The organism is Microbacterium sp. FG3 (assembly GCF_057809335.1).
On the sequence record NZ_JBMDJT010000016.1, the window covers coordinates 11,853 to 30,820 of the forward strand.

Annotated in this window: 23 protein-coding genes; 12 read left to right on the forward strand and 11 right to left on the reverse strand. The window is 69.7% G+C overall.

Going from position 1 to position 18,968, the window contains the following annotated elements; all coding sequences use genetic code 11:
- Positions 1 to 22: 22 nt before the first annotated feature.
- Genes ACODR5_RS07215 through ACODR5_RS07230 form a run of 4 tightly spaced genes read left to right on the forward strand, consistent with a single transcriptional unit; the run spans position 23 to position 4,276 of the window.
- Positions 23 to 955 (forward strand): hypothetical protein, encoded by a 933-nt coding sequence (locus ACODR5_RS07215; RefSeq protein ID WP_488983176.1) that lies wholly within the window; start codon positions 23 to 25, stop codon positions 953 to 955.
- The gene (locus ACODR5_RS07220) at positions 952 to 2,163 is read left to right on the forward strand and encodes a cytidylyltransferase domain-containing protein (RefSeq protein WP_488983177.1); all 1,212 of its coding nucleotides are present in this window, start codon (positions 952 to 954) and stop codon (positions 2,161 to 2,163) included. The genes ACODR5_RS07215 and ACODR5_RS07220 overlap by 4 nt, the downstream gene beginning before the upstream one ends.
- The gene (locus tag ACODR5_RS07225) at positions 2,160 to 3,032 is read left to right on the forward strand and encodes an N-acetylneuraminate synthase family protein (RefSeq protein WP_488983178.1); all 873 of its coding nucleotides are present in this window, start codon (positions 2,160 to 2,162) and stop codon (positions 3,030 to 3,032) included. Before ACODR5_RS07220 ends, ACODR5_RS07225 begins: the two co-directional genes overlap by 4 nt.
- Positions 3,029 to 4,276 (forward strand): DUF6716 putative glycosyltransferase, encoded by a 1,248-nt coding sequence (locus tag ACODR5_RS07230; RefSeq protein ID WP_488983179.1) that lies wholly within the window; start codon positions 3,029 to 3,031, stop codon positions 4,274 to 4,276. The genes ACODR5_RS07225 and ACODR5_RS07230 overlap by 4 nt, the downstream gene beginning before the upstream one ends.
- 27 nt (positions 4,277 to 4,303) lie before the next feature.
- Here ACODR5_RS07230 and ACODR5_RS07235 read toward each other — a convergent pair whose 3' ends face one another.
- Positions 4,304 to 4,984, reverse strand: coding sequence for an NUDIX hydrolase (locus tag ACODR5_RS07235; protein ID WP_449854247.1), 681 nt, complete (start codon positions 4,982 to 4,984; stop codon positions 4,304 to 4,306).
- Positions 4,985 to 5,040: 56 nt separating this feature from the next.
- Between ACODR5_RS07235 and ACODR5_RS07240 the strand changes: the two genes are divergently transcribed.
- Positions 5,041 to 6,264: a glycoside hydrolase family 3 N-terminal domain-containing protein gene (locus ACODR5_RS07240; RefSeq protein WP_488983180.1), complete on the forward strand. Its 1,224-nt coding sequence runs from the start codon at positions 5,041 to 5,043 to the stop codon at positions 6,262 to 6,264.
- A gap of 884 nt (positions 6,265 to 7,148) precedes the next feature.
- Here ACODR5_RS07240 and ACODR5_RS07245 read toward each other — a convergent pair.
- On the reverse strand, positions 7,149 to 7,448 hold the full coding sequence (locus ACODR5_RS07245) for a hypothetical protein (protein WP_344005162.1): 300 nt from the start codon (positions 7,446 to 7,448) through the stop codon (positions 7,149 to 7,151).
- 551 nt (positions 7,449 to 7,999) lie between these two features.
- On the opposite strand from ACODR5_RS07245, the gene ACODR5_RS07250 reads away from it, so the two are divergent.
- Complete coding sequence (locus tag ACODR5_RS07250; RefSeq protein ID WP_488983181.1) at positions 8,000 to 8,386, forward strand: hypothetical protein; 387 nt, start codon at positions 8,000 to 8,002, stop codon at positions 8,384 to 8,386.
- 14 nt (positions 8,387 to 8,400) lie between these two features.
- Here the strand turns inward: ACODR5_RS07250 and ACODR5_RS07255 are convergent, their stop codons facing one another.
- The 5 genes from ACODR5_RS07255 to ACODR5_RS07275 form a co-directional block, all read right to left on the reverse strand.
- A complete protein-coding gene (locus ACODR5_RS07255) occupies positions 8,401 to 8,646 on the reverse strand; it encodes a hypothetical protein (RefSeq protein ID WP_488983182.1) in 246 nt (81 codons plus the stop codon).
- Positions 8,647 to 8,649: 3 nt separating this feature from the next.
- A complete protein-coding gene (locus tag ACODR5_RS07260) occupies positions 8,650 to 9,762 on the reverse strand; it encodes a zeta toxin family protein (RefSeq protein WP_488983183.1) in 1,113 nt (370 codons plus the stop codon).
- Complete coding sequence (locus ACODR5_RS07265) at positions 9,762 to 10,220, reverse strand: helix-turn-helix domain-containing protein (protein ID WP_488983184.1); 459 nt, start codon at positions 10,218 to 10,220, stop codon at positions 9,762 to 9,764. The genes ACODR5_RS07260 and ACODR5_RS07265 overlap by 1 nt, the downstream gene beginning before the upstream one ends.
- 56 nt (positions 10,221 to 10,276) lie before the next feature.
- Complete coding sequence (locus tag ACODR5_RS07270; RefSeq protein WP_488983185.1) at positions 10,277 to 11,008, reverse strand: hypothetical protein; 732 nt, start codon at positions 11,006 to 11,008, stop codon at positions 10,277 to 10,279.
- A 78-nt stretch (positions 11,009 to 11,086) separates the two neighbouring features.
- Positions 11,087 to 11,260 carry a hypothetical protein gene (locus tag ACODR5_RS07275; RefSeq protein ID WP_488983186.1) on the reverse strand — a complete coding sequence of 58 codons (174 nt, stop codon included), beginning with the start codon at positions 11,258 to 11,260 and terminating at the stop codon, positions 11,087 to 11,089.
- 228 nt (positions 11,261 to 11,488) lie between these two features.
- Between ACODR5_RS07275 and ACODR5_RS07280 the strand changes: the two genes are divergently transcribed.
- On the forward strand, positions 11,489 to 11,857 hold the full coding sequence (locus ACODR5_RS07280; protein ID WP_488983187.1) for a hypothetical protein: 369 nt from the start codon (positions 11,489 to 11,491) through the stop codon (positions 11,855 to 11,857).
- 4 nt (positions 11,858 to 11,861) lie between these two features.
- On the opposite strand, the gene ACODR5_RS07285 is transcribed toward ACODR5_RS07280, so the two are convergent.
- The 4 genes from ACODR5_RS07285 to cmtR form a co-directional block, all read right to left on the reverse strand.
- On the reverse strand, positions 11,862 to 12,152 hold the full coding sequence (locus tag ACODR5_RS07285; RefSeq protein ID WP_488983188.1) for a CPBP family glutamic-type intramembrane protease: 291 nt from the start codon (positions 12,150 to 12,152) through the stop codon (positions 11,862 to 11,864).
- Between the two features lie 507 nt (positions 12,153 to 12,659).
- Positions 12,660 to 12,980, reverse strand: a complete 321-nt coding sequence (locus ACODR5_RS07290) for a hypothetical protein (protein ID WP_488983189.1) — start codon at positions 12,978 to 12,980, stop codon at positions 12,660 to 12,662.
- Positions 12,977 to 13,648 (reverse strand): cation diffusion facilitator family transporter, encoded by a 672-nt coding sequence (locus tag ACODR5_RS07295; RefSeq protein WP_488983190.1) that lies wholly within the window; start codon positions 13,646 to 13,648, stop codon positions 12,977 to 12,979. Before ACODR5_RS07295 ends, ACODR5_RS07290 begins: the two co-directional genes overlap by 4 nt.
- Positions 13,645 to 14,004 carry a Cd(II)/Pb(II)-sensing metalloregulatory transcriptional regulator CmtR gene (cmtR, locus tag ACODR5_RS07300; protein WP_488983191.1) on the reverse strand — a complete coding sequence of 120 codons (360 nt, stop codon included), beginning with the start codon at positions 14,002 to 14,004 and terminating at the stop codon, positions 13,645 to 13,647. Before cmtR ends, ACODR5_RS07295 begins: the two co-directional genes overlap by 4 nt.
- Before the next feature lie 749 nt (positions 14,005 to 14,753).
- On the opposite strand from cmtR, the gene ACODR5_RS07305 reads away from it, so the two are divergent.
- The 5 genes from ACODR5_RS07305 (at position 14,754) to ACODR5_RS07325 (ending at position 18,923) form a co-directional block, all read left to right on the forward strand.
- Positions 14,754 to 15,785 (forward strand): NAD(P)-binding domain-containing protein, encoded by a 1,032-nt coding sequence (locus tag ACODR5_RS07305; protein WP_488983192.1) that lies wholly within the window; start codon positions 14,754 to 14,756, stop codon positions 15,783 to 15,785.
- A 29-nt stretch (positions 15,786 to 15,814) separates the two neighbouring features.
- The gene (locus ACODR5_RS07310) at positions 15,815 to 16,720 is read left to right on the forward strand and encodes a cation diffusion facilitator family transporter (RefSeq protein ID WP_488983193.1); all 906 of its coding nucleotides are present in this window, start codon (positions 15,815 to 15,817) and stop codon (positions 16,718 to 16,720) included.
- A 383-nt stretch (positions 16,721 to 17,103) separates the two neighbouring features.
- Positions 17,104 to 17,634, forward strand: coding sequence for a signal peptidase II (locus tag ACODR5_RS07315; RefSeq protein WP_488983194.1), 531 nt, complete (start codon positions 17,104 to 17,106; stop codon positions 17,632 to 17,634).
- Between the two features lie 3 nt (positions 17,635 to 17,637).
- The gene (locus tag ACODR5_RS07320; RefSeq protein WP_488983195.1) at positions 17,638 to 17,973 is read left to right on the forward strand and encodes a DUF6804 family protein; all 336 of its coding nucleotides are present in this window, start codon (positions 17,638 to 17,640) and stop codon (positions 17,971 to 17,973) included.
- A gap of 5 nt (positions 17,974 to 17,978) precedes the next feature.
- Positions 17,979 to 18,923 (forward strand): cytochrome c oxidase assembly protein, encoded by a 945-nt coding sequence (locus ACODR5_RS07325; protein ID WP_488983196.1) that lies wholly within the window; start codon positions 17,979 to 17,981, stop codon positions 18,921 to 18,923.
- The last annotated feature ends 45 nt before the right edge of the window (positions 18,924 to 18,968 follow it).

Sequence of the window (18,968 nt, forward strand, 5' to 3'; positions counted from 1 at the left end):
CGTGGGGGCGCAGGGTGAACACATGGTGGGCGAATCGGTGCTCGCGTGGGTGGAATCGCCGCTGCAGCTCGTCGGTGCGGCGGAGTGGGCGGCCGCGCACGGTCGCACGGTCGACCTCGCCGCGCGCGTCACGCCCCAGGTGCCCGAGACGGCCGACGAGCTGATCCGGCGCGGCGCCGCCTTCGCCGACAAGCAGCCGTACTTCGGCATCCCGTGGCGCATGCTCGCCTCTCACAGCCACTGGCTCGTGGGCGACGGCTTCTCCGGCCAGTTCCGGATGGCCGCGGCCGTGCTGCGTCCCCGGCGCGTCACCTTCCTGGACGACGGGCTCAACACGCTGGCCTTCGCCGACGCCCTCGCCGGCACGCGGCCCTATCGCCGCCCCGGCGTCGCCGAGCGCGGCCTCACGACGCGCATCGCGCCGCTGGCCCTCGATCACGTGCGCCGCCGCTCGCTCGCCGGCGACGCCGACCTGTTCACGGCCTTCCCGCTCGGCGGCGCGCGCGAGAAGGCGGTGGCCGACTACGCCCTGCGGGTGCAGCGGCACGCGTTCGAGTGGCTGCGCGCATCCGCGCCCAGCGACGCCGTCGCCTCGACGATCGACGGAGATCGGATCGTGCTCGGCACGGCGCGCTCGGTCGACGGGCACATGCGCCGCTCGGAGCACCTCGCGTGGGTCGCGCGCGAGGCATCCGCCGGACCCGTCACCTACCTGCCGCATCGGCGCGAGCCCGACGAGCTGCTCGAGGCCGTCGCCCGCATCCCGCGCGTGCGGGTCGTGCGCCTGGGACTGCCGGTGGAGGTCGCGCTGGCGGGCCTGGGGCGCCCGATCGAGGTGCGCACGCTGCTGTCGAGCACCCTGACGACGCTGCCGATCGTGCTCGCGGGCACGGGCAGCACGATCGTCGAGGCCACCAGCGCGCCATCGCGCAACCGGATGGGGTCCTCGTCGTGAGCGAGGCCGTCGCGATCATCCCCGCGCGCGGCGGTTCCAAGGGAGTCCCGGGCAAGAACCTGCGCACCGTGGGCGGTGTGCCGCTCGTGGCGCGCGCCATCGCGGCCGCGCGCGCGGCGGCCGGCATCGACCGGGTGGTCGTCACGACCGACGACGACGACATCGCATCGCTCGCGGCCGAGTGGGGCGCCGAGATCGTGCGCCGCCCCGCCGAGCTCGCGGGCGACGGCGCCAGCTCGGAGAGCGCGCTGCTGCACGCGCTCGACGAGCTCGCATCGCGCGGCGTCGAGGTCGGCGCGCTCGCGTTCCTGCAGGCGACGTCGCCGTTCATCGACGCCGCGGCGCTCGCGGAGGCCGTGCGCCGGGTGCGCGAGGGCGAGGCCGACAGCACCCTGTCGGCCGTGGAGACCTACGGCTTCCTGTGGCGGCGCACGGCGGAGAGCGCCGAGGGCGTGAACCACGACGCGGCGCACCGCCCGCGGCGGCAGGATCGCGAGCCCCACTACCTCGAGACCGGCGCGTTCTACGTGATGGACGCCGCGGGCTTCCGGAGCGCGCGTCACCGGTTCTTCGGCCGCGTCTCGCTCGTCGAGGTGCCCGAGCGCACCGCTCTCGAGATCGACACGCTCGAGCAGCTCGAGCTGGCGCGCGCGATCGCGGTGAGCGCGGGCGAGAGCACCGGCGACCGGATCGACGTCGACGCGGTCGTCACCGACTTCGACGGCGTGCACACCGACGACACCGTGTCGGTGTCGGGCGACGGCGGCGAGCAGGTCCGCGTCAGCCGCTCCGACGGCATGGGCGTGAGCCTGCTGCGCAAGGCCGGCATCCCCATCCTGATCCTGTCGACCGAGACCCACCCCGTCGTCACGGCGCGCGCGCGCAAGCTGCGCGTCGACGTGCTGCAGGCGCAGGACGACAAGGCGGCGGCGCTGCGGCGCTGGGCCGAGGAGCGCGGCATCCCGCTGTCGCGCGTGGCGTACCTCGGCAACGACGTGAACGACCTGCCGGCGCTCGAGATCGTCGGCTGGCCCGTGGCAGTGCCGGAGGCGCATCCGCTCGTCCTCGCCGCCGCGCGCGTCGTGCTCGACCGACCGGGCGGGGGCGGCGCCGTGCGCGACCTCGCCGATCGCGTGCTGCGGGCACGCGACCACCGAACCGGGCGGCATCTCGAGGCCGCCTCAGCACCAACCAGGGAGAACACATGACCGTCCGCATCGGATCGCGCGTGATCGGCGGGGGCCACCCCGCGTACGTGATCGCCGAGATCGGCCTCAACCACAACGGCGACGTGGAGCTCGCGAAGCAGCTCATCGACGTGGCCGCGGAGGCCGGAGCCGACGCCGTCAAGTTCCAGAAGCGCACGCCCGAGATCGCCACCCCGGAGCACATGCGCGACATGCCGCGCGAGACGCCGTGGGGCACGATGACCTACCTGGAGTACCGCCACCGCGTGGAGTTCGGGCGCGAGGAGTACGTGGCGATCGGCGACTACGCCACGCTGCGCGGGCTCGACTGGTTCGCGTCGCCGTGGGACGTGCCGAGCGTGGAGTTCCTCGAGGACCTCAACGTCGTGGCGCACAAGGTCGCCTCGGCCTGCCTCACCGACGGTGAGCTGCTCGAAGCGCTGCGCGCGTCGGGCAAGCCGATCATCCTCTCCACGGGCATGTCGACGATGGAGCAGATCGATCGCGCCATCGGCATCCTCGGCACGGAGAACCTCGTGCTCATGCACGCGACGTCGACCTACCCGATGGAGCCTGACGAGGCGAACCTGCGCATGATCCGCGTGCTCAGCGACCGCTACCCCGGCGTGCCGGTGGGCTACTCGGGTCACGAGCGCGGCCTGCAGATCTCGCTCGCGGCGGTCGCGATGGGCGCCCAGGCCGTGGAGCGCCACATCACGCTCGACCGCACCATGTGGGGATCGGACCACGCGGCCTCGCTCGAGCCGACGGGTCTGAAGAACCTCGTCAGGGACATCCGCATCATCGAGAGCGCCTTCGGCGACGGCGTGAAGCGCGTGTTCCCCGGCGAGGAGGCCCCGATGGCGAAGCTGCGTCGCGTCACGGCGTGACGGACGCGCAGATCCCGCGGATCATCGCGGTCGCCGACTCCGACTCCTACGTCAAGTGGGCCGCGGCCCTGCTGGCGCCGGTGCCGGGGGCCGAGCTGATCGTGCTCGAGACCGAGCTGGTCGTCAGCCCCGCGCAGCAGCGCGCGGCGCTGGCGGGCAGCGGGCTCGAGCGCGTGCGGCGCGCGACGTACGACGAGCTGCCCGCGCTGCTCGCGGGGGCGAACGCCGTGCTGCTGGCCGCGCGCGGGCCGCTCGTGCGGGTGCTCGCGCGGCTGGCGGCGGGGCTCGATCCGGCACCCGTGATCCTCACGGGGCTGCCGGGCATCTCGATCCCCGCCACCTGGCTGGCCCTGCACTTCCGCCGCGGCTGCGACCTGTTCGTGCTGCACTCGCGCCGCGAGGTGCGGGAGTTCTCGGCCCTGGCGGCCGAGCGCGGCATCCCGCAGCGCTTCGGCCTCGCGACGCTGCCGTTCGCGCGCTCCGCGGAGCGCGTGGAGCGGGAGGGCACGGATCTCGTCTTCGCGGCGCAGGCGATCGTGCCGCGCCTGCGCGAGCATCGCGAGCACGTGGCGCGCCTGCTGGTGCGCGCCGCGCGCGCGCAGCCCGATCGCCGCGTCGTGCTGAAGCTGCGCGCGCGGCCGGGCGAGGCCGAGACGCATCGCGAGCTCGTGTCGTATCCGGAGCTGCTGGCGGAGCTGGGCGAGACACCGCCGAACCTCGTCATCTCGACGGCCCCGATGCGCGAGGCGCTCGAGACGGCCGAGGGGCTCGTCACCGTCAGCTCCACGGCGGCGATCGAGGCGGCGGCGCAGGGCGTGCCCGTGATCGCGCTCGACACGTTCGGCGTGTCGCGGCGGCTCATCAACCTCGTCTTCGAGGGCAGCGGGCTGTTGGCGGGGGATGAGGACGTCGTGGCGCGCCGGTTCCACCGACCGGCGCCCGAGTGGCTGGACGAGAACTACTTCCACGATCCGGCCGAGGACGACTGGCTCGCGCGCACGGCCGAGCTCGTCGCCCGCCGTCGCGCGGGCCTGCTCGCCCCGCACCGGGCGCCGCGCCGGCTGGGCGGACGCGCGCGCGACGCGTGGGAGCGCAAGCTCGCCCTGGGCGATCGCGACCGCTCGCTCAGCGGCACCCTGGCGTACGCCGTGGGCGTGCCGGCGCGGCGCGTGCTGCGCGCGGTGCGGCGCTGGACCGGCGGGCGCCGCGCCCGCGAGAGGGGATCGGCCTCGGCGGCGATGTGAGCGCCGGTGGCCGCCGTCGCCTCGGCGTCAGAGATCGATGATGCGATCCCGATCCCACGGCTCGCCCCAGCCGAGGCGCTCCAGCATCGCGTCGAGGATGTTCGCCGTGAACCCCCAGACGAGGTGATCGCGCCCGTCGATCCGCAGCCGCCAGGCGGGCCCGGAGAAGACGAGCTCCCCACGGCGCAGGCGGGTCGTCCAGCGGTTGGCCGGATCGACGAGGTCGGCGACCGGGGCGCGGAAGACCGACGAGGACTCGCCGTCGTCGACCACGCGCACGGGCGTCGGGCGCGCCCACCAGCCCAGCACGGGCGTGACCCGGTGCGCGGAGGGCGGCAGCGGCACCTCGGGCAGGGTGCCGAGCACCTCGACCCCCGTGGGATCGAGCCCGGTCTCCTCGACGGCCTCGCGCAGGGCGGCCTCGACGGGGCCGGCGTCGCCCGGGTCGATGCGCCCGCCGGGGAAGGCGACCTCGCCCGCGTGGCTGCGCAGCGTCGTGGCGCGCGCCAGCAGCAGCACGTCGAGGTCGCGCGAGACGGCATCGGCCTCGCGCACCGAGGGCGCGGCATCGAGCACGCCGAACAGCACGAGCACGGCGGCGGGGCGGAAGTGGTCCTCGAACGCGAACTCCGCCCAGCGCTCCGCGAGGCCGGCGTCGCCGACGAGGGCGCGCAGCTGCTCGCGCGCGGAGGCCGGCCGGTGCGTCATCACCTCCGACGTTACGCCACCGGCCGGCGCCCGAGGCGGGTGCGTACCCTGAAGGGGTGAGGCGGACGGCGAGCGGCACGGATCGGGCGACGCCCGGCACCGTCACCCGCGGGGCGACGGCGCTCGCTCTCGCCGTCACGGCGGCAGCCCTCGGGGTCGCGCCCGGCGGGCCCGCTCCGGCACCGGCCTCCGCCGCGCCGCCCGCCGACGATCCGGTCGCCGTCGTCGCCGCCGCGCCGGGGGACGTCTCCGCCGCAGCCGCCGACATGGCCGCGGGCATGGACGCGCGCGAGCTGGCCGGCACCGTCGTGATGGGTCACGTGGGCACGCAGGACCCGGCCGCGGCGGCGCGCTACCTCGACGCCAACGGGATCGGCGCGTTCCTGCTGATGGGCGCCAACGTGCCGGCGGACGAGACGGCGCTGCGGGCGCTGACGGCCGCGCTGCGCGGCGAGGGCGCCGCGCCTCCGCTGCTCGCGATCGACGAGGAGGGCGGCGTGGTGACGCGGCTGCCGTGGGACGACTTCCCGGCCGGCGGCGAGCTCGCCGCGGCGGATCCGCGCGCCACCGAGACGGCGTTCGCGGCGCGCGGCGCGCTCGTGGCGCGGGCGGGCGCGGGCGTGAACTTCGGGGTCGTGTCCGATGTGACCGGCGACGCCTCGTCGTTCATCGCGCCGCGCGTGCTCGGCTCGGAGCCGCGGGCCGCGGCCGAACGGGTCGCGGCGGCGACGGCGGGGGAGGCGCCCTTCGCGCTCACCACGCTCAAGCACTTCCCGGGTCACGGGCAGGTCGCGGCCGACTCGCACCACACGATCCCCGTGGCCGACCAGTCGTACGCCGACTGGCGCGAATCGACCGCGCGGCCGTTCGAGGCGGGCATCGACGCGGGCGCGCCGCTCGTGATGACGGGTCACCTCGTGTACCCCGACGTCGACGACGCACCCGCGTCGCTCTCTCCCGCATGGCACCGCATCCTGCGCGAGGAGCTCGGCTTCGGCGGGGTGGTGGTCACCGACGACCTCGGTATGCTGCTGGCCGGCGGCGACCCGCGCTACGCCGACCCGGTGGCGAACGCGGTCGCGGCGGTGGCGTCCGGCGCCGATCTCGTCGTGCACGTCGTCGGATCGGGGCCCGAGACGGCGGGCAGACTCGCCGACGGCATCGCCCGCGCCGTGGCCGACGGCACGCTCCCCGAGGACAGGCTGCGCGAGGCGGCGGAGCGCGTGCTGGCGCTGCGCCTGCGGCTCGGCGCTCAGACGGTGCTGCTGCCCGCCGACTGATCCGGCCCGCCGTCGCCGACAGGGTGGGCTCGAAGCCCTTGGGCTTGCGGGACACGAACCGGCCCGCGGCGCTGAGGAACTGCTGCGTGAACCGCTTGTGCCGGCGACCGTCGAGGGTGGTCTCCTCGCGGTGAACCTTCTGCACCACGACACCGTCAGGGCGGGCGTACTCGTAGGTGCGGACCCGCTCCCACTTCGCCTTGGAGAGGTCCTCGAGCTGGCCGTCGTCGGCCGTGTCGTCCTTGGTGATCCGCTCGGGCAGCTTCACCCGCGGGGCGCGGGGCTTCTGCGCCTTCCGGTCTCCGTCCTTGCGCTCCATCGGCTTGTCGAACAGGTCGGAGAAGGTCAGATCCAGCGCGGCGACGATGTCGCGGTTGTCGCAGTCCGCGTAGCAGCGGATCAGGGTCTTCTCATCGGCCGCGTCGTACGACACGTGCAGCGACCGCTTCTTGTCGTCGTGCACCGGGCACAGCGCCAGGAAGTGGTTGCCGCGCAGCGGCGCCGGCTTGAAACCGCGGGCGTCGAGGGCGTCCCAGACGCGATCGATCGAGCGGCGCCGGTCGTCAGGAAGGCTCACAGCGCACCCCCTCGATCATCGAGGCGGCACGGAGCGACCAGCTGCAGAAGGGTCAGGCCACGCACGTGTCAGCCCTCCCCCGCACGGCGGAGGAGACGCACGACGCGAATCTGAAACTGGAACAGTTTCGTGAAAAAGACAGAGTTCTGCGCTACCATCGCGTACGTACACCTCCTCACAGGTATGCGAAACGCCCCCGCCAAGGGGCTCCTACAACTGAACGGCTCCGATTTCGCCGGCAAGCAAGGATCGGGCCTCACACACTTCGAAGACCTTCTCGAGCGCCAACTCGAGGAGGTCTTCCTCGTTAAGCAGACCGTGCCAGAGGCATCCCCCTCCGCACAGGGTCGGACTCGTCCTCTTCGAGGATCGAGAGCTGCTCAGCCCGTCGAGAAGCTGCATCTTCTGCGCGCTGGCGCCGTGCCTTCTCGAGCTCGTCGACGACGAAGTCGGGCACCGGAAGGCCATCGGCTTGCGCGAGGCGCATCGCGGCGTACGAGCCGACAGCGATGCCGAGCTCGGCCGCGCGCTCCGCGTAGAACCGGTGCTGGTCCATCGGGGGACGCACGTGGATCGACTTGCGATCACCTCGGCTCGGCGTGGGCATGGGGACACAGTAACGCGATGCGGATCCTGGATCGAGATCTGGTCAGCGTGTCGGCGTGTCGGTGCGGCGACGATCGGCCACGAGCTGCTCATACCCAGGTAGGTGCTCGGTCGGCACCGGATCTGACACAGGACCCCAGAAATCTTCTCAGCGATCCTGCATCGAGCTTCCCCTGCGCCTATAACAGTGATGTTCCGGAAGGTGTAAGGAGTGCAAGGGGTGTAAGACCCCAGATCAGAGGCGAAAAAATGCCTTACACCCTGGCGGTGCCCCTAGGTGTAAGTGGGGCATCCCAGGGCGCAAATTGCACTAGTAGTGAAACGAAATCGGCCGTTCTGACCCCTCCGAGAGGGCGCGGCGGGCGCTGCTGGGCCGCGAAATTTCACTGGTAGTGAAGCGAGATTCGGGCCTCTGTGGGGCGCTGGTTTCACTGGTAGTGAAGTCAGATTTCAGTGGTAGTGAAGTAGATTCGGGGCATGGTTCGAGCTCCTCGCCCTCCGGTTCTGGTTGTCGTCGGCAGTGAGACCCACTTGCGCGGCGGTGTGCCGCCGATGTCCTCGGCCGAGTTCAAGGTGCTGCGCGAGCAGCTCGGGCTGACGGCGCCGTGGGTGGCCGAGCAGCGAGGTGTCGCGGTGCGGACTGTGCGCAACTGGGAGGACCGAGGGCCGGTGCCGATTCCCGCGGCCGCGTGGCTGTTCGAGCTGCGCGATCGCTTCAACCGTGCCGTCGAGGACGAGGTGTTCCGGCTGGCGGAGTTCGACGACGATCCGCGCCGCCGTGTGACCGTGGTGCCGAGGATCGACGAGGACTCCCCCGACGAGCTGCCGGCCTCGTTCCATCGTGCTGTCGCGGCGCGTGTGCTCGCTGAGGTGCCTTCTGCTCGCATCCGCTACCCGGACGTGCCAGCGCCGGAGCCTGACAGCGACGAAGCCGCCTGACGGCCAGCGCCAGGTCAGGGGCGCCCGAGAGCCTCGCGGCGCACAGCACCGTAGTGGTCGACGTGGCCGCAGGGGTCGCGCCATCCGTCGCAGGCGAGCCGACGGGATCCGTCGTAGCTGATCGTCCGGAACACCTCACCGCGGCGCTGACCGCAGGTGGGGCATTCCCAGATCAGCTGCACACGCACGCTGCGCAGTCCCGCGTGGTCGTCGACGGCGGGGATCTCCACTTCGCGGATCAGCACGTCGACGTCGGCCATCGGTCAGCCCTGTCGGCGGGTGGGGCGCTTCTTCGTGTGTGAGCGGACGACCGTGCCGTCCTTCCTCACATAGCCGGGGACGACGATCTCCCCCGCGGCCGCGGGGTTGTCTGCTGCCTGCCTGTCGCTCGAGCTCCCCGGCTGCTCTGTGGTCATCGGCGCCGCGGCGCCGCTGGAGCTCGGGTTGTCGATGCGTCGGTGCTTGGTGACGATGAAGCGATCGCCGTCCTGCTGGAAGGTTCGCCACAGCTGCGGCTTTCCGGCCGGCTCGTCGACGTAGTACATCTGCGCGTTCACGACGAGGCCCTGCACGGGGCCGTCCTTGACCAGGTCGCCGACAGCTCGTGAGCAGGCGGAGAACCGGTCGGTCTCGACGTAGAGGACGTTCGTGACCTCCTCGGGCACGTACCGGGCGTCGTAGCCGGCGTCCTCGTCGCCCTCGTCGACGTACTTGGCGTACGCCTCGTACCAGCGGTGCTCCACGCGTGCTCGGGTGACGTCTCGCGGTCCGTCGACGGCGATGATCTCGGCGTGGACGTATCCGCTCGCCTGCAGCCCCTCGAGGCGGCTGATCAGCTTCCCCTTGGAGCCGTTGACGCCGTCGAGCACGACCCGTTCACCGCGCTGCAGCGAGCGGCGCGCAGCGCGGGCGGCCAGCCAGGAAGACTCCTCGTGCACGAGGGATGCGAACTCCCCCGGCGTGAACGTCTCGCCGGCGTCGATGCGCGCCTGGACATCTGGCGGGATGATCGCCTCGAACTCGCCCGTCTGGCGCAGCTTCGACACCAGTCGCTTCTTGAACTCGTCGGCGTCGATCGTCCGCCACAGGTGTTTCTCTTCGTCCGGCACCTTCTCTTTCAGGGCCGAGCTCTTGCCGGCACCCGGTGGGCCGCTCATGATGATGGCGCGGTTGTCCCGCGCCACGTGAGGGTTCTCGGCGAAGTACTCGTCGAGGATCTGCTTGTGCAGCTTCTGCCGCCGCATGGTCCACGTGCCGTCGACGTAGTTCTCCGGGCGCTGATGCGTGGCGGTGGGCGCTTCGGGGTCGATGCTCCCACCAGGCGCGGTCAGCGCCCGGAGCGCGTCGAGATGCCGCGCGCGTGCAGCGGCGTCCACTACCTGCCCTTGACCGCGGCGAAGATCTCCTCGAACTCCTCGTCGGTCAGCAGGTCGTAGTTCATCCACGCGTCCGAGACCGCGTCGAAGCTGTTGTCGACGAACTCCCAATCGTCGTGCAGCCCCTCGGTCTTGTACGACGGGTCGTAGTCCCACGTCTTGAGGAGCTCGACGAACTGGTCGTGCGCGATCTCGCCTCGCGCGCGACGGCGCACGAGCTCCATCGCGGTCGCGGCCGGCTTCTCCTCGCCATCGGCGGGGTGCTGCTTGGCGGCATCGCGGATCAGACGCGACACCTGCGACTGGCTCTTGCCGATCGCCTCGGCGAGCTCGTCCTGGTGGATGCCCCGCTTGTTCAGCGCGAGCAGCCGAGCGGCGAGGTCGCGCGCGCTCAGCGTCGTACGGCGCTGCAGGAACTGCAGTTCACGCAGCTCCTGGTCCTTGTCCAGGGTCTTCATGATGATCCACCTCCTTCACTTCCAGGCTACCAGCCATATGCAGATATGCATATGGCTTAGTGGCGTCGCGGACGCGGAGCAGCGAGGCGGCCGGACAGGTCGTTGACCCACAGCAGCGCTGCGGTGATCGCGAGCACCAGCAGCGTTCGGACGAGGCCGACGAGAAGCAGCACCCCGAGGTTCCCCAGTCCGTCCCATTGCCCGGTGACGCCCATCGTGAAGAGCGATACGACGGCGAAGAGGGCGAGCACGACGATATTGAGCGCGGCGATGGCGAGGAAGAGCCAGGCCATCAGGATCAGCGGGACGAAACCGGAGAACAGGCCTCGGATCGCGCGAGCGAGGATGTGGTCCACGCGATCGCGGAAGGAGCGGTGCTGGACGGCGCCGGTGCAGACGATGGGGCTCATGATGCCCTTCTCCAGGTCGTGGCGCTGCCGCAGCTGCGCGACGACCTCCGGGTTCTCCTGCCGCCAGGGCTCCCAGGACTCGTCCGTGAGCATCCACTGCTCCCACTCCGCGGTGTCGGGCTTGGGCGTGAAGCCGTCGTGCTCAGGGGCACAGCCGAGGGCGAGGTGCTCGATGCAGAAGTACAGGCCGCAGCCGTCTTCTTCGATCTCCTCGCCGTCCTCGGTCTCGATGTAGCGGCGCTCGCACTTGAACCCGAGGCCGCGGTTGATCTCCGTGCTGCAGGTGGGCCAGTCGCACACGGCTGGCACGCCATAGCCGGCCCACCGGCTCACGCCATGATCGTGCGCGTCACGGTCTTCGTAGACGCTGTACCCCATCGCCCATCCCCTTTCGGATCGCCGGTCTGTTGCGCGTATAGGTGATCGGAGAGCTGCCGGTCTGACAGGGGCCGGCGGCTACGCCGTCTTCGCTCGGCCGCGCGGGAGGGCCAGCGCCAGGACTCGCTCGGCTTTCCGCTGCTCGATCGTCGCCGGGTACTCCCCCTTGCGTGCTCCGCTGCGCCCGTAGAGCAGCGTCTTGAGTCCGGACATCGACACCTCCGCCGTCGCTGCGATCGTGTACAGCGCCATGCCGGCAGCCATCAGCGCGCGCACGTGGTCGCGCACGGGTTCGGCCGGAACCCCGTGGGGCCTGCTCGGGGATGCCGGCCTCCCTGCGTCGACGTCGCTCCTCAGCCAGGGAGGCGTCGGGGCAGGAGATCTCGGCCGGGCCGGGTTCTGACCGGCGATGTCGTCGCGGACGACTACCCTTCTCGCATCGACGGTCGCCGGCGGCCGCCGGTAGGAAGGCGACCCACCGTGGCCGACGTGACGATCGACGACTACACGCTCCGCAACGCCCTCTACGGCGCCGCCCGCGACTGCGGCACCACGGCGTTCGAGCAGGGCAACTTCGACCGCGAGCACCACCACATCGGCGACGACACCGGACGCCTGGCGCTGGCCGCGCTGCGCAGCCTCGGATCGCACGACGCGATGGTCGTCGTCGTCGAGTACCTCGCGTCGATCAACCGGCACCTCGACCACGACGGCAAGGCCCCGATCCCGCTGGCGGCGGTTCTGCGCTCCCTTCCCCAGGCCCTCCCCGGTGCGAGCGAGGACGAGGTCGAGACGATCCGCCTTGCGTCCGAGGTGAACGCCGAGGACTACTGGGGCGCTCCGCTCTGATATCTCACACCACGAAGATCAGCGCGTTGTAGAGCATGTGCGCGATGATCGCGGCCCAGAGGCTTCGGGTGGCGATCGCGACGATGCCGTAGACCGCGCCCGTCACCCCGGCGGTGACCGCGCTCACGATGAGCAATGCCCCGGACACCACCACGACTCGAGACCAACGGCTCCTGATCGTCGCGACGCTCAGCGCGAGGACGCCGAGGAGGACGCCCCGGTAGATGATCTCCCCGGGCGCGGCCGCATAGATCGCGAAGAACGCCGGCGGCACCCAGGGTGTCGTGCCGGCCACGGGGTCGAACCGTGCATCAGAGGCAGGGACGGACTCGGCAAGAGCCGGGACCAGGAGCAGGGCGCCCCCGATCGCCACGCTCACCAGCCCCGGCCACTCCCGCGACGAGCGCGGCCAGCAGTCGGCGCCAGCTGATCAACGCCCAGCCGAGCACGTCCCGCAGCAGACGCACCGTCAGGTGCTACTGGCAATCAGCATTATTCGTTCGCGCGTCGAGTTCGCTCTCATGCCTTCTCGGCTCTGGGTACGTTCCCCAGCCGGCACCGGTGTTTGCCGAGTGGCGTATCGCTGTGTTGATGTGAGAATCCTGCCTTGGATCGTCGAAGGCACAAGACCTCGGCTGGACTGTTGATCGCTCCATCCCGCGAGCATGGCGTCATAGACGAATTGCTTCTCGTCCAGCGGACGCACGTTCCCGAGCAACCGAAGAGCGGTCGCGCCGCCATGTCCAGAACTCACCTCGTGAGTATTGGAGTAGATGCATCATTGATGCGCCCTGCGGTGGGATCAGTGCTGCGGGATCGGCACGTTGAGGGCCGCGAGTTGTTCCTCGGAGCCGCGTGCGATCAGACGCAGGTCTTTGCCGCTCTCGTCGATGTCCCATTGCACGAATGCGCAACAGCGTTGCTCGACCTCGACGAGGTCTCGTAGCCGGCTGATCGAGTCATCGACCTTCGCGTAGTGGATGACGAGCTCGGAGTCGCTGCGTTCCGAGGAGAGCGCGTAGTCGGCGTCGAACGCCTGCCACTTCTCCACCTGCGCCTTGGCCTCCGCGATTGTGGGGAGCCTGCACGCGATCGGGACGCTCTGAATGGGGCCCTGTGTCATCGGATCTTCTCCTCTGCGTCGTCATCGTCAACTGCCAAGCCTTCGAGGACCTCGAACGGGGATTCCACATCGCCGCGCCACGCTTCGATGCCCTCGCGGATCGCGAGAACCGCGACGACGAGCGCTGCGACGGAGTCGGCCCACCACCAGCCGAACAGGCTGTTGAGCATGAGACCGATGAACACCGCTCCGGAGAGGTAGACGCAGAGGATGAGCTGCTTGGCATCGGCCATCACACTCTTGGAGTCCAGCTCGCGTCCGGTGCGGACCTCGAACCAGGCCAGTAGCGGCATGATGAGCAGGCTCAGTGCGGTGATGCCGAGACCGAAGGGGCTGTGGTCGGGCCCTTCCGCCTGGATCAGGCTCAAAACCGCGTCAACGGTGACATAGGCGGCGAGGGCGAAGAACGCGATGCCGATCGCCTTGACGGTGACCTTCTCCCACCGCTCGGGGTCCTTGCGGGTGAACTGCCACGCGATCGCGGCGGCCGAGAGCACTTCCACGACCGAGTCGAGGCCGAATCCGATCAGCGCCGCGGAGGAGGCGAGGATGCCGGCCCAGACAGCGACGATGGCTTCGATGACGTTGTAGGTGATTGTGAAGCCGACGATGAACCGGACCCGGCGGTGCAGCGTCGTGCGACGCGCGGTTGTCAACGCGGCGCTCATGCCCGCGCCTCCGTTCCGCAGCAGCCGGGCACCGTGCACGCCGCATCCAGACACGGTGCGTTCTCGTCGACGGCGAGCGTCACATCGACCAGCGCCGTGAGCGCCGCCGTGAGGTGCGGGTCCGCGATCTCATACCGCGTCTGCCGACCTTCGGGCTCGGCGACGACGATGCCGCAGTCGCGCAGGCACGTGAGGTGGTTCGACACATTCGAGCGCGACAGCTCGAGTGAGCGGGACAGCACAGCCGGATACGACGGCCCCTGAAGCAGCGACATCAGAATCCGGGAGCGGGTCGGGTCGGCCATCGCGCGGCCGAGCCGATTCATCACATCAAGACGGGAAGCAATAGTCAGCACAAGATGACTATACAGCGCGAGATGACCTATTGCGGGCCCGGGATGGAGGCACGGCTGTGGACTCAGCTCCGACGGGGGCGCAGGGATCTATGCTGATCCCCGATGGGCTCGCTCCGATTCGACCACGCAGGCGTGGGATGGACTGAGGGCAACGCGATAACGAAGATCATTACGAGCACGATCTTGTCGCTGCTCATGGTCATCGGGGCGTGGACCGCGTCCCACGCAGAACCAGATGCTCTGGTGCTCGCCTCTTCGGTCACAGCCACTGACCAGACAATAGTCACTACCGCTCCAGAGACTGGCGAACTTGCGTCAGCGGGGTCGGTAGTTCTCGCGGGCAACAGCAGTGGAGCCGGACTCGGACTCACCGCGTGCTTGCTCGGCGCGCTTTGCGGGCTTGCCTTGGCCGTGTTCTTCCTCAGGCTGCTACGCGATCGCGAGCCACCGATCCTCTCGACCAGCCGCGCCCACACGAGCCAGCGGTCCCCAGTGACGGGACACGCGCCCAAACCCCCCACCTTGACTCAGCTCTCCATCTCCCGAACCTGATTCGCGGCCTGCCGCCCCTTGGGCGGCGCGTCACCGCCGGTCGTTGACCGGACGCTGTCCTGTGCCATGAATCTGTGTGGGGAGTTGTTGTCCGTGAAAGCCTGGAACAAGGTTGCGTTGGTGCTGGCGGCTGCGCTGGTGGTGTGCCTCGCGATTGCGTTGATCTGGTCGTTCGTCGCCGTGATCTTCCTGATCGCATGAACGTCCGAGGTGAGAAGCTAGAGCTGTCACATCGACGCGCGATTATTGTCGGAGCGGGACAGGCGGGGTTGGCCGTGTCCGCCGAGCTCGTTCTCCGCGGACTGATTCCGCAACGCGACTTCGTCGTCATCGACCGGGCCCCGGGGACGCGGAGCTGGGCATCGCGATGGCACTCGATGAGGTTGCTGAGCGAGGCGCGGCACAGCGCGCTCTTGCCGCTCCCGTTCCCTGGTGACCCTCGTCGGCATCCACGCGTTAACGAGATGGCGTCTTATCTCACCGCGTTCGAGAAGCACATCGGCCTGACTCCGTGCTGGGGCCTGCAGGTGACCGGGGTGAGGCGGGTCGGCAACGGCATGACGCTCGAGTTGCGCACGCACGCGGGCGACGTGCAGACCCGGAACGTCGTGTGCGCCACCGGCGCGCATGCCCGTCCCCACGTCCCCGCGTGGTCCTCTGACCTCACGGTGCCAGGCACGGTGCTGCACAGCAGCCAGTATCAGTACCCACGGCAGATCCCCGCCGGGGATGTCCTCATCGTCGGCGGCGGGAACGCGGGGGTCCAGCTCGCCCGAGAACTCCTTGCGAGCCACCGCGTCACGCTGGCCACCCGCACCCCTCGACGTCGACGACCAGCGGCCGCGTATCCCGCCATGTCTGGCGACCGGCAGCGGCGCTTCACCGGAGAGCGGGTGCCCGAGCCGCTGTTCACCGATAGCTACGCGGAACTGCGCGAGGCCGGAGTCGACATCGCACCCGCGGCGGTCGGAGCGATCGGCGCAGACGTGATGCTCTCGGATGGACGGCAACTCTGTCCGACGTCCGTGGTCTTCGCCACCGGCTATCGGCCCGGCGACGAGTGGCTGCCGGACGACGTGCGCGCTCACCCGGGCAAGCGGGGCCGCACATCAATGCCTGGGCTGTTCACCGCCGGGCTGCCCCGGTACGGGTATCCCGGCGGGGACACGATCCAGGGCGTGCTGCGGGACGCGGCCCGTGTCGCCCGCCACATCATCCAGCGGCCATGAATGGCTGGGAACGGTAAGGAGGCACCACCATGGGAACCGGACATGACCACGCCGGCGATGCGGGGCGGACACCGCGCAGCCGGCTTCTGATCGCATTCTCGATCACGCTCTCGTTCTTTCTGATCGAGGTGGTCGGATCGATCATCACCGGCAGCTTGGCGCTGCTGGTGGATGCGACGCACATGCTCACGGACGTGATCGGGCTCGCCATGGCTGTCACAGCCGCGCAGCTCATGAACCGACCGCCGACCGAGACGCACACGTGGGGATTGCGCCGCGCGGAGGTCCTCGGCGCGCTGGCACAGGCCGCTCTGCTCCTCGCCGTGGGCCTGTTCGCGCTCGTCGAGGGCATCCGGCGCCTGTTCGAACCTCCGGAGATCGCATCCGGAAGCCTGCTGTTCTTCGGCGTCGTCGGGCTGATCGCCAACATCGTCTCGCTTCTCGTCTTGATGGGGGGCCGCAAGCAGAACCTCAACCTGCGCGCCGCGTTCCTCGAGGTGATGAACGACGCCCTCGGCTCGGTCGGTGTGATTCTGAGCGCCGTTGCCATCTGGGCATTCGGGTGGTACCAGGCCGACGCGATCGCGGGCATCGTGATCGCTGCGCTGATCGTCCCGCGCACGATCATCCTGCTGCGCGCTTCCGGGCGGGTGCTGCTCGAGTCGACGCCTCCTGGGCTCGATCTGGGCAGCGTCCGGCGTCACATTCTCGAGATGCCTGGTGTCGTGGCGGTTCACGATCTGCATGCATCGCTCGTGTCATCCGACCTGCCGATCCTGACTGCGCACGTGGTCGTCCGGGACAGTGCCGACACCGCGGCTCTCCTCAGCTCATTGCAGGAGTGCGTGGCCGAGCACTTCGAGGTGTCCATCGAGCACTCGACTTTCCAGCTGGAGCCCGAATCACACTCCGGAGAGGACACCGCCCATGCGTGAACATCCACGGCCATGGCGAACCGCTATCGGCATCATCGTCGGTCTGGGCCTGGCCGTAACCGCCCCTCTCGGCGCAGGAGCCAACGCCCTCGAAGGAACCTTCTCCCGTGACGGATACACGAACATTGTCGCCGGGATGCCGAACTCGCCCGACTCGACAGGCGCGCCGACTGTCGAGCCGGACGACGCGCCTACTCCGCACCCGGGCGAGACGTCCAGCGGGTACGAGACGAAGCCAGCTCAGCGAGGCGCGGACGGCTTGATGGCGTTTGTGGGCATCATGTTCCCGATCGTGCTCGTGGGGCCGCTCGTCGGAATCGTGCTCATGATGCGACAGGAACGACGGCGTAGAGAGCGCGGAAGTCGCGCTGTTCGGAGTTCCGATGAGAACTGACCGCGCGGTACGGTTCGCCATCGGGTGCACGGTTGCCGCCGCTGTGCTGACGATCGATCAGGTGACCAAGGCGATCGCTGTGTCCTCGCTGGGCGGACGCGACCGGATCCCGCTGCTGGGCGACCTGCTCGGCTTGCAGCTGGCGTTCAACCCGGGGATCGCACTGTCGTTCGGTGGGGATCAGACCTGGCTGATCACGATCCTGACGTCGGTTCTCACTGCAGTCCTGTGCGTTGCTCTGGTCCGTTCGGCGACCACGATGCGTTCGCTCGCACTGGGGTTCATCCTCGGAGGCGCCTTCGGGAACCTGGTCGACCGGCTCTTCGCTCCGCCCGCGTTCGGTCAGGGCCATGTCATTGATTTCCTCGCGTACGGAGAGCTGTTCATCGGCAATCTCGCGGACGTTGCCCTCGCGATCGGGGCGATCATCCTCGCCATCGACCTCCCGCGCACGCGGGCATTCCTCACCACGGCACCCTCGGACACCGCGGCCACAGTCGGCGCAGCGAAGAACGGATAACTCATGAGCAAGACCAAGCGGACCCCGTCCACTTACCAGCGCAACGCGCTCGCGCCGAGCCTCCTCGCCGCGCCGGTGCTGTTCCTCGCGCCGCTCCTGCTGGCAGGCGAGTGGGCGATGCTCGTCCTGTACGTCGTGTCGATCTTCGCGATCATCATCGGATGGTTTGCGGTCCAGGCGCGCCAGTGGTGGTGGCTCCCCGTGTTCGCCGCGATCTGTGTGCTGTGGAACCCGGCGTGGCCGATGCCGTTCGAGGGGCCGGTGTGGATGGCGGCGCAGCCCGTCGCGGCCGTGGTCTTCCTCGTCGCTGGAGCGCTCATCAAGATCGAGCGCCCCTGAGCGCCGTGGACGACGTGTCGCTTCCACCCCCGGGCCTGCTGGAGTACTTCGCGCCCGGCCCGTATCCGCCCTCGCCGCTCGCTGCACTGGGTCTGCTGCTCGCGGTCGCCTACCTGGCCGGCGCGATCCGCCTGTGGCAGCTGCGACGCCGGTGGTCGGTAGCCCGCACGATCTGCTTCCTTGCCGGCTGCCTCGCCCTCGTCGTGACGATGGGGCTGGGCGTGGAGAGCTACGGTTACGTGCAATTCTCCGTGTTCATGTTCCAGCAGCTCACCCTGATGATGGCAATCCCGCCGCTGCTCGTGCTCGGCTCGCCCGGCACACTGCTGCTGCGCGCCACGCCGCATCGCGGCCTCGGGCGTAGGGTGCTGCGTGTCGCGCACGGGGCGCTGCGCAGCCGCGCTGCCCGCTGGATGCTGAGCCCAGCCCTCGCGGTGCCGTTGTACCTGCTGGCGTACTACGGGCTCTACCTCGGCAACCTCGCCGACCCGCTGCTTCGGCTGCCATGGGGCCATCAGGCGCTTGAGATCGGGTTCTTCGTCGTTGGAATGCTGTTCACGATCCCGGTCCTCGCCGAGGATCCGCTGCCGGTGCGGATGAGCTACGGCGCCCGCGCCATCGACCTGTTCGTCGAGGCCGCCCTCCACGCGTTCTTCGGTGTGTTCATCATGATGAGCACCACGCTGATGATCAGCACTTTCGCTGAGAGCACGCTCGCACTGGGTCTCGATCCCCTCGATGACCAGCAGGTCGCCGGCGCGCTGGCCTGGTCATACGGCGAGGCGCCCACGCTGATCATGGTGCTGTACGTCATGCACCGCTGGTTCCGCGAGGACTCAGCCCGCGCGCGTGCTCATGACCGCTACGCCGACGTGCACGGCGATGACGACCTCAACCGCTACAACGACTACCTGGCACGTCTCGAACAGCGATCCAGGACTGGTCAGTGACCGGTGTACACGCGAGCGCGGATCCTGCATGACTGCGGGGCACGA

What these genes read in the sequence shown, in the direction of transcription:
- ACODR5_RS07305 (WP_488983192.1), top strand. Translation starts at nt 14,754, where the DNA reads ATGAACGTCCGAGGTGAGAAGCTAGAGCTGTCACATCGACGCGCGATT.
- ACODR5_RS07255 (WP_488983182.1), bottom strand. Translation starts at nt 8,646, where the DNA reads ATGGCCGACGTCGACGTGCTGATCCGCGAAGTGGAGATCCCCGCCGTC.
- ACODR5_RS07290 (WP_488983189.1), bottom strand. Translation starts at nt 12,980, where the DNA reads ATGACACAGGGCCCCATTCAGAGCGTCCCGATCGCGTGCAGGCTCCCC.
- ACODR5_RS07310 (WP_488983193.1), top strand. Translation starts at nt 15,815, where the DNA reads ATGGGAACCGGACATGACCACGCCGGCGATGCGGGGCGGACACCGCGC.
- ACODR5_RS07225 (WP_488983178.1), top strand. Translation starts at nt 2,160, where the DNA reads ATGACCGTCCGCATCGGATCGCGCGTGATCGGCGGGGGCCACCCCGCG.
- ACODR5_RS07215 (WP_488983176.1), top strand. Translation starts at nt 23, where the DNA reads ATGGTGGGCGAATCGGTGCTCGCGTGGGTGGAATCGCCGCTGCAGCTC.
- ACODR5_RS07265 (WP_488983184.1), bottom strand. Translation starts at nt 10,220, where the DNA reads ATGAAGACCCTGGACAAGGACCAGGAGCTGCGTGAACTGCAGTTCCTG.
- ACODR5_RS07275 (WP_488983186.1), bottom strand. Translation starts at nt 11,260, where the DNA reads ATGGCGCTGTACACGATCGCAGCGACGGCGGAGGTGTCGATGTCCGGA.
- ACODR5_RS07245 (WP_344005162.1), bottom strand. Translation starts at nt 7,448, where the DNA reads ATGCCCACGCCGAGCCGAGGTGATCGCAAGTCGATCCACGTGCGTCCC.
- ACODR5_RS07295 (WP_488983190.1), bottom strand. Translation starts at nt 13,648, where the DNA reads ATGAGCGCCGCGTTGACAACCGCGCGTCGCACGACGCTGCACCGCCGG.
- ACODR5_RS07235 (WP_449854247.1), bottom strand. Translation starts at nt 4,984, where the DNA reads ATGACGCACCGGCCGGCCTCCGCGCGCGAGCAGCTGCGCGCCCTCGTC.
- ACODR5_RS07315 (WP_488983194.1), top strand. Translation starts at nt 17,104, where the DNA reads ATGAGAACTGACCGCGCGGTACGGTTCGCCATCGGGTGCACGGTTGCC.
- ACODR5_RS07250 (WP_488983181.1), top strand. Translation starts at nt 8,000, where the DNA reads ATGTCCTCGGCCGAGTTCAAGGTGCTGCGCGAGCAGCTCGGGCTGACG.
- ACODR5_RS07320 (WP_488983195.1), top strand. Translation starts at nt 17,638, where the DNA reads ATGAGCAAGACCAAGCGGACCCCGTCCACTTACCAGCGCAACGCGCTC.
- ACODR5_RS07270 (WP_488983185.1), bottom strand. Translation starts at nt 11,008, where the DNA reads ATGGGGTACAGCGTCTACGAAGACCGTGACGCGCACGATCATGGCGTG.